A 14,536-nucleotide genomic window follows, 5' to 3' on the forward strand; every position below is an offset into this window, starting at 1 on the left:
AAGCGGACGGTGCCCGTGCACGGTCCGCGCGAATCTGGAAAGCTTCGCGCCCCTTCCTGGTCCCAGTGGAGTCGCCGTGCTGCTGGAAGTACCTATTTTAATCGGCCTGATGGTGGCAGCCATCGCGCTTGCCATCGCCGCCAAGCGGGCCAGCGTGCCGTACAACGTCGCGCTGGTGCTTGGTGGCCTGCTCATCTCCGTCGCACACCTGATGCCGGGCGTGCCCCCGCTCAACCCGCAGGTGGTCTTCCTCATATGCCTGCCTCTGCTGCTCTTCGAGGGCGGCATCATGGCGGACCTCAATGGCATCCGCGCGAACGCGGTCCCCATTGGCCTGCTGTCCACGCTGGGGATGGTGCTCGCCATTGGCGCCACCGGCGCCGCGCTGCACTGGATGCTGCACCTGGCGTGGGGGCCCGCGCTGCTGCTGGGCTCCATCCTCGCGGTGACGGACACGGTGTCCATCCTCTACGCCTTCCGCCGCGCGCCAGTGCCCGGGCGGCTGGCGGGCATCATTCAAGGTGAGAGCCTCTTCAACGACGGCACCGCGCTGGTGGCGTACACGGCCATCGCGGCGGTGGTGGCGGGCGGTATGGCGCCCTCGCTGGGGTCGCTGGGCGGCCATGTGCTGCTCGCGTCGGTGGGCGGCGCGGTGGTGGGCCTGGCGCTGGGACTCCTGGGAGGCTTCATCATCCGGCGCGCGGAGGATCCGCTCGCGGAGATCATGGTGACGACGGCGGTGGCGCTGGCGTCCTACGTGATGGCGGAAGAGGTGCACCTGTCAGGCGCCATCTCCGCGGTGGTGGCGGGGTTGGCGGTGGGCGTGACGTTGCGGCGGGAGGTGCCGCCACAGAGCCAGGTGGCCATCCACTCCTTCTGGGAGTACGCCACCTTCGGCGTCAACACGTTCCTCTTCCTCTCCGTGGGTCTGGACACGCGGCCGGAGGCGCTCCAGGGGCACCTGCCGGGCGTGGGCATCGCGGTGGTGGCGGTGGTGCTGGGGCGCGCGGTGGCCATCTACCTGCCCTTCCTGCTGCTGCGTCTGTTCAAGCCCGCGGAGACCATCCCGCTGCGCTGGCAGCACGTGTTCCTGTTGGGCAACATCAAGGGCGCGCTGTCCATCGGTCTGGCGTTGGGTCTTCCGGAGAATACGCCCGCGCGCGAGCAGATTGTCTCCATCGCGTTCGGCGTCACGCTGGTGTCCATGGTGGGCCAGGGGTTGATGCTCACGGGCGCGCTCAAGGCGTTGGGGCTGTTCCAGCAGGACGCGGTGGCGCTGGAGATGGCGGAACAACGCGGGAAGCTCATCGCCAGCCGCGCGGCGCACGTGGAGCTGGAGGCGTTGCACTCGCAGGGCCTGCTGCCGCGCGCGGCCTATGAGCACCTGCGCAGCGAGTATCAGGTGAACATCGCCCGGGCGGAGCGGGAGCTGCGGCGCATCAGCGAGCAGCACCTGGCGGAAGGCGCGAAGGACCTCTTGAGCACGCGGCGGCGGCTCATCGACGCGGAGCGCACGGCGTTGCAGGGGGCCCGGCGCAACGGGCTGATTCCGGAGGCGACAGCGGAGGAGATGCTGGCGCACCTGGATGGGCGGATGTTGGACCTGGAGAAGGTGCTGCACGGCGGGCACGCGAATTCGGAAGGCAAGGAGCACAAGGCGTCATGAAGATCGTCATCGCGGGGGGAGGACGGGTGGGCGGCGCGCTGGCGGCGCGGCTCGTGTCGGAGCAGCACTCGGTGACGGTCATCGAACGCGACGCGGGCATCTGCTCGCGCCTCTTTGAAGAGGTGGGCGTGGTGACGGTGTGCGGGGACGCCACCAACCCGCGCGTGCTGGAGGCGGCGGGCATCGGGACGGCGGACGTGGCGGCGGCGGTGCTCGCGCACGACCCTGCGAACCTCGCGTTCGCCATGCTGGTGCGCGCCACGTCCAGCGCGCGCCTGATGGTGCGTATGCTGGACACGAACTACCGCGACGCATACCGGCTGGCGGGCGTGAAGGAGCTGGTGGCGGAGGCGGACGTGGTGGTGGCGAAGATGACCACCGCCATCGACTTCCCGCAGGTGTCCGGGTCGCTGCCGCTCAGCAGCGGCGACGCGCTCCTCTTCGAGCTGGCCATCCCCGTCCGCGCCCGGGTGGCGGGACAGACGGTGGCGCAGGTGCGCGGCATGGAGGGCTTCCCGCGCGAGTGCATCTTCATCGCGTTCGTGGATCCGCAGGGCCACACCGCGCTGCCGGAGGGCAACACGCAGCTGAAGGCCGGGCACAACGTCATCCTCGTGGCGCGCCGCACGCAGGTGGCGAAGGCGGTGGAGTTCCTCACGTCCGAGCCGCCGCTGGGCGCGGGCCTCGCTTCAACGCTGGCGCAGACGCTGCGCAAGCTGGACTTCCTGGCGCCCCTGAATGACGACGAGCTGGAGGCGGTGGCGCGCGGCGCGGAGCTGCTCCAGACGCCCGCGGGCACGGAGCTGTTCCGCCAGGGCGACGCGGGCGAGACGTTCTACGTGGTCATCTCCGGCGAGGTGGCCATGAAGGACGGCTCACGGCAGACGGTGGCCACGGTGAAGCAGGGCGGCTTCTTCGGAGAGCTGGCCCTGCTCACGGGCGAGCCACGCAACGCCACCGCCGTCACCGCCACGCCGTGCGAGCTGGCCGCCGTGGGCCGCGAGGACTTCCGCGGCGTCATGATGGCCAACCCCGCCGTCGCGCTGGAGATGAGCCGCATCCTGGGCCAACGCCTGTCACGGCTGGGCGGGCAGGCACAGCAGACGAAGCGGCGCGGGCTGTTCGGCCGCTGAGAAAGACAGGTGCGCTACGTGGACCGCTTGAGGCGCCCGCACACCGCGGACGCCGCCAGGAAGCCCACGCTGAAGGCGTTGCGGAAGCGGTCATAGAGCGCACCCACGCCGGGCACGTTGGCGATCATGTCGCCGAAGCTCCACATCTCCTCGTGCGCGTGGATGAGCGGCAACACCTCACCGCCGTCCTCGCCGCGCTGGAGCGTGAAGTCGTACACGAGCAGCGTGCGCAGCGGGTACGTGTAGAGCCACGCGAACTGCTTGAGGTTCATCACCCCGTCCACGATGGCCCGCCCGCTCTTCCCATCCGGCTCCAGCTGGACGTTGAGCTGGAAGATGTCGAAGTCGAAGTGGAACATGCAGTGGAAGCCCGCCGCGCCCTTGCGGTACGTCTCCTTGCCGCCCCCCTTCTGCCAGGGGTCGGTGAAGGTGACGTCCTCCGCCATCATCGGCAGCAGCTCCGCGTCCAGCACCGACGCGGGGATGGACGTCGTGTAGAGCAGCCGCGTCACTTCCCGGAAGCGCGCTTCCAGCTGCTCGATCAATGCCTGCTCCGCCTTGCGCATGCGTCGTCCCCCTGCCCGCTCTCGGACCGCGCCTGAAGTTAGGCACGGGCCTGGGACAGGGGAAGACGGGGTGCGTCAGCCGCTCAGCTCCGTGAGGAGCTGCGCCGCCTGGTCCTTCACGGTGGCGTCCGCCGTGCCCAGCGACTGCGCCTGCTTGGCGTGCCGGGTGGCTTCCGCCCGGTCGAACGGCTGGGTGGCGCGCGCCAGGTTCAGGTGCGTGAGCGCGTCCTGGGGGTTCGCCTCCAGCACCCGCTCCAGCAGCACGCGGGCCCGCGCGTGGTCCTGGTCTCCCATCAGCAGGCGCACCAGGTCGTTGGTGGGGCCGGGCTCGTGGGGCACCACCGCCACGGTCTCCTCCAGGAGCTTGCGGGCCTCGGCGCGCTCGCCCAGCGCCTCGTGCGCCTGCGCCAGCGAGTGACGGATGTCCCACTGGTTCGGAGCGCGCTCGAGGGCCTCCGCGAAGAGGGCCTTCGCCTCCGCCAGCTCCCCGGCCAGCATGCTCGCCAGGCCGTGCAGGTGGACGTAGCGGACCTGCGCCGGATCCAGCTCGCGCAGCTCCAGGATGGTGCGGCGGGCCGAGTCCTTGCTGTTGGCCTGGAGGTAGAGGCGGAAGAGGTCCTGCAACACCGCCACGCGCGTACGGCCCTGCGCGTTCTCGAGCGCCCGCGTGGCCGCCGCGATGGCTGCCCCGATGGCGCCGTTCGCCGCGTGCGCGCGCGACAGCATCAGGTGCGGCAGGGCCTCCTGGGGCGCCAGCGCCGAGGCCTGCTGGAAGTGCGTCACCGCCGCCGCCGTGTCCTTGCGCAGCACCGCGATGCGGCCCAGCTCGAAGTGCGGATAGACGCTGTGGGGCGCTACCACCTGCGCGGCCTCGAAGGCGGCCTTCGCGCCCTCCAGGTCACCGCGCTCGGCCAGGAGCGTGCCCAGGTTGAAGCGCTCGAAGTAGCCGGCGGTGGGCGCGGCGGCCAGCGCCTTGAGCGTCACCAGCGCCACGGGGTCTCCGGCCTGCGCCTTGAGCATGGCCAGGTGCGCCTGCGCCTCCGTGTTGTCCGGCTGCACCTGCAGAAGGCGCGTCACTGCGCCTTCCGCCTCCTTCGCGGCGCCGGTGCTCAGGTGGGTGCGCACCAGGCCCATCAGACAGTCCACGTCCTTCGGGTCGATGGAGAGGCCCTTCTGGAAGCTCTTCACCGCCTCCGCCGGCTGACCCTGCTGGAGCGACTGCCCACCCTCTTGCGCGTACCTGGATGCCATGGTCCCCCTTACCTACCACGAGCCTCCAGAATCCCCGCCTCCCCGCCTGCCCCTACCGGCGCAGCGCGGCCAGTGCGACACCGGGGACCTTCCACCAGGACGGGGACTGCTCGAATTCCACCAACCGGCGGCCCAGCGCCGCCACGCCCTTGTGACCCGGCACCCACGGGGGCGAGGGCAGCGACGTGAGCGGGGCGCGCAACACCGCCTTCTCGATGGACTCCAGCATGAACGTGTTGTGCACCCAGCCCTGCCCGCTCTGGATGTCCCGGGCCGACGCGGACGGATGGCCGCCCCAGGGCATGCTGCCCAGCGCATACGCCGCCGCGGGCCAGGTGTTGAGGGCCACCGTGCCGTAGCGCAAATCCCGCACCGCCTTCTCCACCGCCGCGCGCACCCTCGGATCCCGCATCGTCTTCGGGTGGACGATGAGCGTCACGTTCAGCGTGCCCCACACCTTCTCGTTGAGGAACGCCACCGCGGCCTCCAGGAAGGCCACCGGTTCGTCGGAGCCCGGCAGGCCCGTCTCAGACAGCACCGTGCACCAGGGCTCGTTGCGGAAGACGCGGTCGTCCGTCTTCGAGGGATCCACGTCTGGAATCAACGCGTAGGCCAGGTCGCCCTCGCCGGGGTTGCCCACCAGCCGCAGGTTCGGGCGTGCATCCGTGAACTGGTGCCAGCGCTCCTGCGCGCCCGGGTAGTACGCGCGGCGCACGGGCGCATGGCCCAGGCTCGCCTGGATGCGGTCCATCAGCGTGCCGCGTTGGAGCCAATCCTTCGGCTGCACCAGCAGCTTCGCCGCGTTGCAGTTGAAGGACGCGTTGTTGGCGACCATGCCGGCGATGTCGTCCGCTTGAAAGCGCAGCTCACCGTCCGAGTACGGCCCCGGCACCACCACCACGGGGGAGATGTTGCCCAGCTCGCTGGAGACGTGTTTCGCGAGCAGCGGTTCGTTCTTCCTCCGGCGCTCGTCGGACTCCGGGCCGGGCGGGCCCCACACGAGTGCGTCGTGGGTCTTGTCGCTGCCGGTGATGTGAATCTCGTCCACCGCGTCGTGGTGGACCAACTGCGCGCCCTCCTCCGCGCCGCCGTACACGATGGCCAGCGCGTCTCGCGCGATGAGCGGCGCGAAGGCCTGCTCCAGGAACGGGCCCAGGTACGCGTTGACGGGGTTCATCTTGAGCACGCAGGCGGTGCCCTCGACGAAGAGCTTGTAGAGGCAGTCCATGGGCGGGATGGAGTTGACGTTGCCGCCGCCCAGCACCGCGCAGACCCGGCCCTTGTGGGGCTTTCGGTAGAAGGACGCCTGGTGTTCGCGCAGGTTGGCCGCGGTGACGCCGGGCTGGAAGTAGACCTCGCCCGTGGTGCCGGGCAGGAGCATCCCCTCCAGCCTGTCCCGGGGGAACAGCCGCGCGGCGAGCCGCCCGTCCTCCAGCGTGCGCAGGTGCTTCGCGGGGATGACGGGCGCGCCGTGCTTCTGGATGTCCTTCAGCGCGTCCGAGAGCAGCCGCAGGTTGCGCACCACCACCATGGGCCCGGCGAGCCACTCCTCACCCGCGAGTGGACCGCCGGGGTCGATTCCCTTCGCCTCGCAGGCCGCGCGCACGCTGGGCTCCGCGATGGCGACGTACGCGTGGCGCAGGTCCTCCAGGAGCCGGATGCGCTCCGTCAGGGCGAGCTTCGCCCACGCGCTCGAGCCCTCACGGACCCGGCGCACCAGGATGTCGATGGTGGTGCGTGACGTGTGCTGCGGGACGGCGGCGGACATGGCGACCTCCGAGACAGGCTTCACACCGGGTCCCGGTATAGGGAACCCCCGCGTGCGCCGTCACCGAGGGGCCGCGCCCTCCGTCCTCAGGTGGGCAGAGGCTCGGCCAGGCCCTTGCGGATGGCCTCGTCGATGACGGCCATCACCTTCTTCATGTTCTCGCGGCTGCGCGCCGCCTGCTGCTCGCCCAGCTTCCCCTGCTGCTCACCGAGCTTCCCCTGCTCCTCGCCGAGCGCCTCCATCTTCTCGCCGAGCGCCTCCATCTTCTCGCTGAGCTCCTCCTGCTGCTTGTCCAGGCCCTCCAGCTCCTGGTCGAAGGACTCGTCGCGCTTGTCGAGTTCCTCTTCCTTGCGGTCGCGATCGGGGCTGTCTCCGAGTGAATGGAGGCGGGCGCGCTCCATGGCGATCTCCGCGCGCTTGGAGGCGATGGCGGCGTGCTTCGCGGCGATCTGCGACATGGGATAGCCCAGCTCCGCCTGCTTCTGGCCCAGCGCGGCCTGCTGCGCGCCCAGGGCCGCCTGCTTCTCACCGAGCGCGCCCTGCGCATCGCCCAGCTTCCGGTCGTCCTCCATCAGGTTGCGCACCTGCTCCAGCGTCTTCGCGTCGCGGATCAGCATGGGCTTGTTGTCGCGGCGCACGAAGAGCAGGTCCTTGCCCTGCTGCTTGAAGGTGCGCGCCAGGTACAGGTCGTCCGTGCTGCCGGCCATCATCGTGCGGCCGTCGGAGAGGTACGCGAAGGTGTCGCCGTCCTCGATGTCCATGTCCGGAGGAGGCGCGGGCGGCGCGGGAGGACGCGGCGCGGCCGCGAGCATGGGGGCCATGGGCGCCACCGGGGACAGCGCACCCCGGACCGGAGGCGCGGGAGGCACCGGCGGGGTGGCCCTGCCACCGACCGGCGGCGCGGGCGGCGCGGGCGGCACCGGAGCCAGCCTGTCATTGTCCGGGATGGGCGCGGGCGCGGTGGGCGGGGCGTGCGTGGTGACAATCCGCGTGGTCGGCTTCCCCGGCGTGGGCGGAGGCAGCGCGGGCAGCGGCGGCAACGGCGGCGCGTCATCGGGCGTGCCGGGCGCCTTCGCGGTGTGCACCACCACGGTCGGCTTCGGCGCGGGCGACGGCTTCGCGTCAGGGGCCGGCGTCGCGGTGGTTCGCGAGGCGACGGTCGGCCTGGGGGCCGGCGCGGCGTCCTCGGGCAGGTACCGGACGGTACCCACCCGGACGGGGGCGGGGGTCGCGTCCTTGGCGGCGGGAGTGGTGCTCTCCGCGGGCGCCTTGGCGACGACCTGGAAGGGCATCAGGACCACGGCGCCGAGGGCGAACAGCGCACCCTTCAGCCACCGGCGGGGTTGCGTGGGGACGACGTCGACATGTTCCAGCATGCGGAGCCTCCTGTGCAGCGCGTGAAGGTGAGCCGACGCCCCGAGCGCCGCTGCGCTGCCTGGGGGCCGGGTGATGCCAAAGGCGATGAGCAATTCGCCGTAGTCCGCGGGCTCCGCGCCGGTGAGGCGCAGCGCCTCCGCGTCGCACGCCTCTTCCCGTGCGAGCGCGTACTCACGGGCCGCCTGGCGCGCGAGCGGGTGGAAGAAGAGGACTGTCTCCGCCAGCGCCGGCACCCAGCCCAGCCACAGGTCCCCGCGCCGCAGGTGCGCCACTTCATGCGCCAGCGCCATCCGCAGCGAGTCCTCCGGCAAATCACGCAGCGCCTTCGCGGGCAGCACGATGACCGGCGACACCAGCCCCGCGGCCAGCGGGCTCACCACCTCGTCCGACACGAGCAGCGTGGGCGGACGGCGCAGGCCCGCTTCATTCGCGAGGAACTCCGCCTCCTCCTCCAGCACCGGGTGACGCAAGGGCCGCGCGCGCTCCCGCATGCCCTGCACCTGACGCCACGCCAGCACGTGGCCCCGCACCTTCCACGCCACGCCCGCGCCCCACAGGACGAGCAGCGCCCACACTCCGCCCACCGTCCACGAATGCGCGCGGAGCGACGCCACCGCGCTCTTGAAGAACGAGGCGACCCGCGCCCCGGCCGAGGGGCCCTCCACGTAAGCCGGTGTCTGCCCTTGCGGCGACACCTGCATGAGCACGGCCGCATCGGGCGCCGTGAGCACCATGACCGTCCGCCCCGGCGTCTGGGATTGCGCGCCTTCCACGTGGACCGTCTGGGATTGCGCGGGCGTGGACTCCACGGGCAGCAGCGCCAGCGGCATGGGCTTGGGCCAGCCCAGCGTGAGCACGAACTTGAGCGCCACCAGCCACCAGAGGCCGGCGCGCAGGGCTGCGGGCAGGCGCGGCACCGTCCGGGCCAGCACCCAGACGGCCAGCGCGCACAGCGCCCCCTGCCACGAGGCGCGCCACACCGACTCCGACCACGACGACCACCACGGCGAGGTCATGAGAGTCATCACGGGGCTTACTCCTTCCGCTTCTGGCGCAGGCGCGCCACGACGTCCTGGAGCTGCTTCAGCTCTTCGTCGGACACGTCCTCCGTCTCCGACAGGTAGGTCACGAACGGCGACAGTGACCCGGAGAGCGTGCGCTGCACGAAGTTCCCTACGACGTCGCGCAGCAGCTCTTGCGTCGCCACCGGCGAGGCGTACTGGAACACCCCATCCACCTTCGAACGGGTCAGGTACCCCTTCAGCCGCAGCCGCTCCATCACCGTCAGGATGGTGGAGCGCGCCAGGCCCTGCGCCTCACCGAAGCGCTCGGCCACCTCGCCCACCGTCGCCGGACCGTGCTCGGCCACGTACCGCAGCACCGCCAGCTCCTGCTCTCCCACCGGCTTCTTCATGCGCCCTGCCCTTCGTGACGACAGCTGTAGTCAGAAAGCAAGGTACGCCTGACTACAGCCGTAGTCAAGCGGGTGTCTTCGGAGGGCATCAGGGATCTCCCGCAGGGACAGATACCCTTTAGTTTCCTAGGCTCCCCTCTCCCCCATGACGCACCCCACCGTCCCCTCCGGCCGGGTGCGTCAACGAAAGGCAGTCGAAGATGAAAGGCATTGGCCCCAAGCTGAGCCAGACGCAGTTCAAGGTCGGCAACAACTCCACGAAGGTGGGCGAGCAGGTGAAGTACGGCCCCACCGCGGACCTGACCCCGAAGCAGCAGCAGAAGCTCACCCAGCACTACGGCGAGCACGGCACGGCGAAGACTCCGCAGAACTCGCTGAACCGCCTGACCCAGTACAGCGATTCACACACCACGTACACGAAGGCGGCGAAGGCCTCCGGGCGTCCGCTGACGGAGCAGGAGGCGCTGGTCGCGGGGAGCGCGAAGAACAAGGCGCCGGCGTCCAGCATCAACCACGTCATCGCCTCCGGCACCGGCCAGAACGTCCTCAACCACGAGACGCTCCAGTTCAAGGAGGGCGTGAAGAACACGAACGCCGCCAAGGAGAAGCTGAGCACGGCCACCGACCCCGCGGACGTGGCCAAGGCCCAGAAGCAGCTGCGAAAGGGCCTGGCGCAGCAGGCCGCGGGCGTGGGCCGCATGCAGGGCTACTCGCGCGCCACGCTCGCCGAACGCAAGGGCGAGCTGACTCCGGCGCAGGTGCAGGGGAAGCGCAACGGCGCGCTCCAGAACACCCTCACCGCGATGCAGGGGCCTGATCAGGACACGCGCTTCGGCGCCTACAAGGACGTGCTGAAGGACACCTTCGACTCGCCGGGCAACCTGCGCCTGGGCAACCGGACGCAGAACACGAAGATCAGCACCGGCTTCGACACGCCGCTGGACGCGAAGGGCAAGCCCACGGAGCGCGCCGAGCGCCTCTTCCAGGCGCACCAGACCTTCGGCCCGGACCGGCTCCTCACCAAGGAGCGCCTCTTCACCCTGGATGACAAGGGCGAGGCCATGTCCAGCAGCAAGGAGACGGCGAAGGTCGGCGACAAGCGCAAGGCGGACGCCGCCGACACCGACCCCGGACCGTCCTCGTCGAAGAAGCGCAGGAAGGCCTGAGTCACCTGACCAGCACCTGAGCGCCCGCTCGCCCGGTCGCTCAGGTAAGGGTCGGGTAGCAGAGGACCGTGTGTGTCCTTGTCTCTGTCGGAAGGGCAACCAGATTTCTGGCAGCCGACTTCAAACCCGACACACACGGAGATTTCCCATGAAGCTCCCTCTGTTCGCGGCGATCGCCGCCCTGTCGCTGTACGGTTGCGCCAGCCACAACGCCACCACGCGCGAGGCCTCGTCACCGGAAGCCGGTGCCGTGGGCGGCTCGGGCAGCGCGGGCACCACGTCCGCCAACCCGGACACCACGGATGGCACCAGCGGGAGCATCGACCCCGCTGACACCTCACGCTCCACGGAGCTGCCCGGTGAGACGGGCAACGTGAGCGACCTGGAGAAGCGCGACCGCAAGGACGCGCCCACCGTCTACGACGGCGAGGCCACCGGCGGCTCCGGCGCCGCGCACGAAGCCGTGAAGACCGGCGACGGCCAGAAGTGGGACGTCCAGCAGAACACGCCCACCGACCTGGGCGACTCGCAGGTGCCCGCAGGCGCGGTGAACCAGAACCGCAACCCCAGTGAGAAGGGCAACCTGGGCACCGGCGGCTCCGGCGACCTGAGCACCGACGGCAAGAGCGACGTGAGCGAGGAGACCGAATCCGGCGCCCTCAACGGCGACGTGGACGCCCCCAGCACGGACAGCTCCAAGGTGGACACGGACGCCACGCCGGATCCCACGAACTAGTCATCGCGCCCCACGCGAGGGCGGATACCCGGGAAAGCCCGCTCGCGGGTCGTCCCGGGTATTCGTCTGTCCAGCCCGCGCCGCGCCAACTAGAGTGAGCACCAATGACTGGTGCTCCCTTCGTGGCCCTCATCGCCCTGCTTCACTCCCAGTCCTCCAGCATCGAGGAGGTCCCCAATGATCCGCAGCAGGAGACGTACTCCGCGCCGGAGTCCTCGGGGAGCTCGGGGGGTTCCTCGGAGGGCATCGGCTTCCGGGCGCTCCTGGAGGTGGGGCCGCTGAGCTTCCCGTCCGGGACGCGAGGCGGGGAGCAGGACCTGTTCGGCTACGCTTACCCGTCCCTGGGCGTGGATGGCGGCGAGGACTTCGCCTTCATGCTGGGCGCGCCGCTGCGCTTCCGGCTGCTGGACAATGAGCCGAAGCAGAAGGACGACGACTACGGCGCGTGGCTGCGGCGCGAGGACTGGGACGAGCGCAGCGACTACGGCCAGGTGGTGCGCCTGCTGCGCATTGGCGACGAGTCCGGCCGCTTCGGCCTGCGCGTGCAGCCGTTCCTGGAGGAGTCGCTGGGGCGCGGCTACCTGGTGAACCGCTACGACAACCAGCTCAACCCGAACTACCACCCGGCGGGCGGCACGCTGTCATTCACCGCGGGGCCCGCGCGCGTGCAGCTGCTGGCCAGCGACGTGCTCGCCGCGCGCGTGTTCTCCGGCGAGCTGCTGTTGGACATCGGCCGCATCGCCAGCGACAGCGAGGGGAACTTCGACCGGTACCTGGTGCGCGCCTCGGCGGCGCACGACTTCGGCGAGGCCGGCGGAGTGACGCCGGAGGCCACGGTGGCGTCGGTGGGCGGCGAGTTCGCCATGTACAAGGGCGAGCGGCTGCGCTCGTGGGCCCTGCTCGCCGGCGGCGCGCGGCTCAACGATGGCGCGCAGGACGTGGGTGGCATGCTGGGCGTCGCGTTCGAGGGCAACTTCAAGGGCACCCAGCTGAGCGTCACCGTGCAGGGGCGCCGGCAGGGCGGAGGCTTCCGCTTCGGCTACTTCGGCGCGGGCTACGAGCTGTCGCGCTTCTCCGCCGTGGGCCTCTCCGAGGAGCCCCAGGCCGACCAGCGCGTGCCCAAGGACTTCTCCGGCTACCTGGAGCTGTCCGTGGCGCGAGGCGACGGACCGGACTCTCCGGAGGTGGTGGCCAGCGGCGCCGTGGAGTACTCCGCCTTCGGCCGCGCGGACGGCGACCTGTCCCTGAGCTTCAGCACCCCGGGCGGAGAGTCGCGAGGCATCGCGCGACTGGTGGTGGTGGGCCTGGGCGACAAGCCCCGCTACTCGGTGGCGGCGGAGTTCCGCCAGCGAGTGCTGCCCGCCATGTACATCTGGGGCGCCGGCGCCACGGTGACCTTCCCGCAGCCGGACGGCACGCTGGTGCAAGGCGTGAGCGCGGGCGCGGGCGTGGGCGTGGACTTCGCCCGCCGCTAGTTCCCCACCGTCCCGCCCTCTTCCTGGGAGGGAGCGCAGGGCAGGATGGCGCTGTGCCGCCGCGCCGTCTCGCACGACTTGCCCACGAGCCACCGCGACAGCAGGCGCACGCCGGAGGCGAAGAGGCCGTCGTCGCCCTTGTGCAGTGCCTCGAAGAGGGACTCGTCCAGCACCGACTCCTCCGGGTCGATGAGGAACTCCTCCGGCTCCAGCGGCTTGAAGAGCGGGTTCTGGTCGAACACCGTCTCCAGCGGGTGCGGACGCAGCCGGTGCTGTCCCTCGTGGGCCAGCCCGTCCAACATCTCCACCAGGTGCGTCGCGTCCACCAGCGGGCGCAGCGCGGCCACGCCAGCCAGGCCGGCCTGCTCCGCCATCAGCGACACGCGCACGCGGCGGATGGCGCGCGACACGGCGTCGCCAGGCGCTTCCGCTTCCCAGCTCAGGTTGAGCTCCGAATCCAGCCCCAGGCTGCGGTTGGTCGTGTTCGCGGAGCCAATGGTCATGAAGGTGTCATCCACGATGAGCACCTTCGAGTGGATGTACGTGAAGACGTCCGAGCCGTCCTCGTCCTTCGCCGCCGAGCCGTACACCGCGAAGCCGTGGCCCGTTTCGGAGGCCACCTCGCGCAGCGCGCGCAACAGGCGCACCTGGGCCACGCCCATGGCGATCTGCTCGCGCAGCGCCTCCGGCTGACGGGGCAGCACCAGCATCACCTGGAGCCGGGGCCGTCCGGCCGCGCGCATGCGTTTGACGAGCGCGTCGTAGATGGCGCGTGAAGAGAAGTACTGGTTCTCGATGTAGATGAAGCGCTCGGCCGCGTCGATGGCGTCCACGTACAGCGCGCGGATCTCCTGCACCTCCGCTTGCGGAGGCAGCAGCGTCTTGCCGAAGGTGCGGCTGATGGCCACCGGGCCCGGAGGCGCGGGCATCGTCGCTTCGAAAGTCATGTCGTCGCGGCTCACGGGCTCCAGGTGGAGCTCGCCTCCGCCCGAGTGCGCCCAGCGCGCCTCGAACAGCTCCGCGAGCGGCTTCACCGCGGGGCCCGTCAGCACCGTCTGCACGTCGTGGTACGGCCCGTGCGGGTCGCGGCCGGAGTCGCAGCGCAGCGTCGAACGCGCGGGGTGGTCCCGGTCGTCCCAGCGGCAGTCACACACGTCCATGCCGCCGGTGAACGCCATCACGCCGTCGATGACGACGAGCTTCTGGTGATGAGCGCCGTAGAGCGGGCTGGAGGAATCGAAGCGGAAGCGCAGCCGCTCGTTCGTCGTCCAGTTGAACAGCAGGTTCTGCATCCACTCGCGCTCCATGGCGAGCAGCATGCTGAAGTCCCACGCGAGGATGTAGACGTGCAGCTCCGGGTTCTCCCGGCACATCTCATCCAACAGTGGCAGCAGCCGGACTTCTCCTCCCTTGGCCTCCTCCAGGTCCTCACCGCGCAGCAACGTCACATCGCTGTCGAACTGCCAACCGGTGATGACGATGGAGCGGCGGGCCTTCCGGATGGCCCTGTACAGCTCACGGTAGTAGTCCCGGGCGTCCACCAGCACGCCCGCGTCATGCGTATCCGTCCGCGTCCAGCAATTGCGTCCGGGGTTGAGAATGGGTTTCACGTCGTTCACCTGGCCCTGGAGTGGATCCCTGTTGTCGTCCGCGCCCGGCCGGCGGAAGCATCACCCCACGAACACAATGTGCTTTCCGGTCGCCAGCGTCATGTCGGTGGACGAGACCACCCTGGCCACCTTGCGAGCCTCGCCTCCCACGGTGTCGAAGGCCGCGGCGATCAGATCACCGAGCGTCACCTGCACGCGCTTCGCCTGCTTGCTGGCGCTGGACACGGCCTTCACCGTCTTCGCCTTCATCTGACGGGCCTTGCGCTGGATGGTCTGCTTCTGGGTCTTGGTCGCCATGGTCTTCGTTCTCCGAGGATGAAGTGTCTGCGTGATGTGCCGTACCGCCGTGCTGCCTTGCTGCCCCTGCCCCGTCC

At 70.3% G+C, this 14,536-nt stretch carries 12 protein-coding genes; 5 read left to right on the top strand and 7 right to left on the bottom strand.

The window, feature by feature from the left end:
* Positions 1-76 precede the first annotated feature (76 nt).
* Both D7X99_RS24335 and D7X99_RS24340 read left to right on the top strand, forming a co-directional pair.
* Positions 77-1,666, top strand: coding sequence for a sodium:proton antiporter (locus tag D7X99_RS24335; RefSeq protein WP_121779871.1), 1,590 nt, complete (start codon positions 77-79; stop codon positions 1,664-1,666).
* On the top strand, positions 1,663-2,799 hold the full coding sequence (locus D7X99_RS24340; RefSeq protein WP_121779872.1) for a cyclic nucleotide-binding domain-containing protein: 1,137 nt from the start codon (positions 1,663-1,665) through the stop codon (positions 2,797-2,799). The genes D7X99_RS24335 and D7X99_RS24340 overlap by 4 nt, the downstream gene beginning before the upstream one ends.
* Before the next feature lie 14 nt (positions 2,800-2,813).
* Here the strand turns inward: D7X99_RS24340 and D7X99_RS24345 are convergent, their stop codons facing one another.
* The 5 genes from D7X99_RS24345 to D7X99_RS24365 form a co-directional block, all read right to left on the bottom strand.
* Complete coding sequence (locus tag D7X99_RS24345; RefSeq protein WP_121779873.1) at positions 2,814-3,365, bottom strand: hypothetical protein; 552 nt, start codon at positions 3,363-3,365, stop codon at positions 2,814-2,816.
* A 75-nt stretch (positions 3,366-3,440) separates the two neighbouring features.
* Positions 3,441-4,616, bottom strand: a complete 1,176-nt coding sequence (locus tag D7X99_RS24350) for a tetratricopeptide repeat protein (RefSeq protein ID WP_121779874.1) — start codon at positions 4,614-4,616, stop codon at positions 3,441-3,443.
* A 52-nt stretch (positions 4,617-4,668) separates the two neighbouring features.
* A complete protein-coding gene (locus D7X99_RS24355) occupies positions 4,669-6,384 on the bottom strand; it encodes an aldehyde dehydrogenase (protein WP_121779875.1) in 1,716 nt (571 codons plus the stop codon).
* Between the two features lie 86 nt (positions 6,385-6,470).
* Positions 6,471-8,786, bottom strand: coding sequence for a M56 family metallopeptidase (locus D7X99_RS24360; RefSeq protein ID WP_216672022.1), 2,316 nt, complete (start codon positions 8,784-8,786; stop codon positions 6,471-6,473).
* An 8-nt stretch (positions 8,787-8,794) separates the two neighbouring features.
* Positions 8,795-9,175 carry a BlaI/MecI/CopY family transcriptional regulator gene (locus tag D7X99_RS24365; RefSeq protein ID WP_120559023.1) on the bottom strand — a complete coding sequence of 127 codons (381 nt, stop codon included), beginning with the start codon at positions 9,173-9,175 and terminating at the stop codon, positions 8,795-8,797.
* A 200-nt stretch (positions 9,176-9,375) separates the two neighbouring features.
* Here D7X99_RS24365 and D7X99_RS24370 point away from each other — a divergent pair, with 200 nt between their 5' ends.
* The 3 genes from D7X99_RS24370 (at position 9,376) to D7X99_RS24380 (ending at position 12,552) form a co-directional block, all read left to right on the top strand.
* Positions 9,376-10,341 carry a hypothetical protein gene (locus tag D7X99_RS24370; RefSeq protein ID WP_121779877.1) on the top strand — a complete coding sequence of 322 codons (966 nt, stop codon included), beginning with the start codon at positions 9,376-9,378 and terminating at the stop codon, positions 10,339-10,341.
* 148 nt (positions 10,342-10,489) lie between these two features.
* Entirely contained in the window at positions 10,490-11,077 is a 588-nt protein-coding gene (locus D7X99_RS24375; protein ID WP_121779878.1) for a hypothetical protein, read from the top strand.
* A gap of 104 nt (positions 11,078-11,181) precedes the next feature.
* Entirely contained in the window at positions 11,182-12,552 is a 1,371-nt protein-coding gene (locus D7X99_RS24380; RefSeq protein WP_121779879.1) for a hypothetical protein, read from the top strand.
* Here the strand turns inward: D7X99_RS24380 and D7X99_RS24385 are convergent.
* Positions 12,549-14,162, bottom strand: coding sequence for a phospholipase D-like domain-containing protein (locus D7X99_RS24385; protein ID WP_169828184.1), 1,614 nt, complete (start codon positions 14,160-14,162; stop codon positions 12,549-12,551). The two genes, D7X99_RS24380 and D7X99_RS24385, sit on opposite strands and share 4 nt — an antisense overlap.
* A gap of 60 nt (positions 14,163-14,222) precedes the next feature.
* Positions 14,223-14,459 (bottom strand): chaperonin, encoded by a 237-nt coding sequence (locus D7X99_RS24390; RefSeq protein ID WP_120599869.1) that lies wholly within the window; start codon positions 14,457-14,459, stop codon positions 14,223-14,225.
* Positions 14,460-14,536: the final 77 nt, after the last annotated feature.

This window comes from Corallococcus sp. AB032C (assembly GCF_003668935.1).
GTDB lineage: Bacteria > Myxococcota > Myxococcia > Myxococcales > Myxococcaceae > Corallococcus > Corallococcus exiguus.

What these genes read in the sequence shown, in the direction of transcription:
- D7X99_RS24340 (WP_121779872.1), top strand. Translation starts at nt 1,663, where the DNA reads ATGAAGATCGTCATCGCGGGGGGAGGACGGGTGGGCGGCGCGCTGGCG.
- D7X99_RS24345 (WP_121779873.1), bottom strand. Translation starts at nt 3,365, where the DNA reads ATGCGCAAGGCGGAGCAGGCATTGATCGAGCAGCTGGAAGCGCGCTTC.
- D7X99_RS24350 (WP_121779874.1), bottom strand. Translation starts at nt 4,616, where the DNA reads ATGGCATCCAGGTACGCGCAAGAGGGTGGGCAGTCGCTCCAGCAGGGT.
- D7X99_RS24355 (WP_121779875.1), bottom strand. Translation starts at nt 6,384, where the DNA reads ATGTCCGCCGCCGTCCCGCAGCACACGTCACGCACCACCATCGACATC.
- D7X99_RS24360 (WP_216672022.1), bottom strand. Translation starts at nt 8,786, where the DNA reads ATGACTCTCATGACCTCGCCGTGGTGGTCGTCGTGGTCGGAGTCGGTG.
- D7X99_RS24365 (WP_120559023.1), bottom strand. Translation starts at nt 9,175, where the DNA reads ATGAAGAAGCCGGTGGGAGAGCAGGAGCTGGCGGTGCTGCGGTACGTG.
- D7X99_RS24370 (WP_121779877.1), top strand. Translation starts at nt 9,376, where the DNA reads ATGAAAGGCATTGGCCCCAAGCTGAGCCAGACGCAGTTCAAGGTCGGC.
- D7X99_RS24375 (WP_121779878.1), top strand. Translation starts at nt 10,490, where the DNA reads ATGAAGCTCCCTCTGTTCGCGGCGATCGCCGCCCTGTCGCTGTACGGT.
- D7X99_RS24380 (WP_121779879.1), top strand. Translation starts at nt 11,182, where the DNA reads ATGACTGGTGCTCCCTTCGTGGCCCTCATCGCCCTGCTTCACTCCCAG.
- D7X99_RS24390 (WP_120599869.1), bottom strand. Translation starts at nt 14,459, where the DNA reads ATGGCGACCAAGACCCAGAAGCAGACCATCCAGCGCAAGGCCCGTCAG.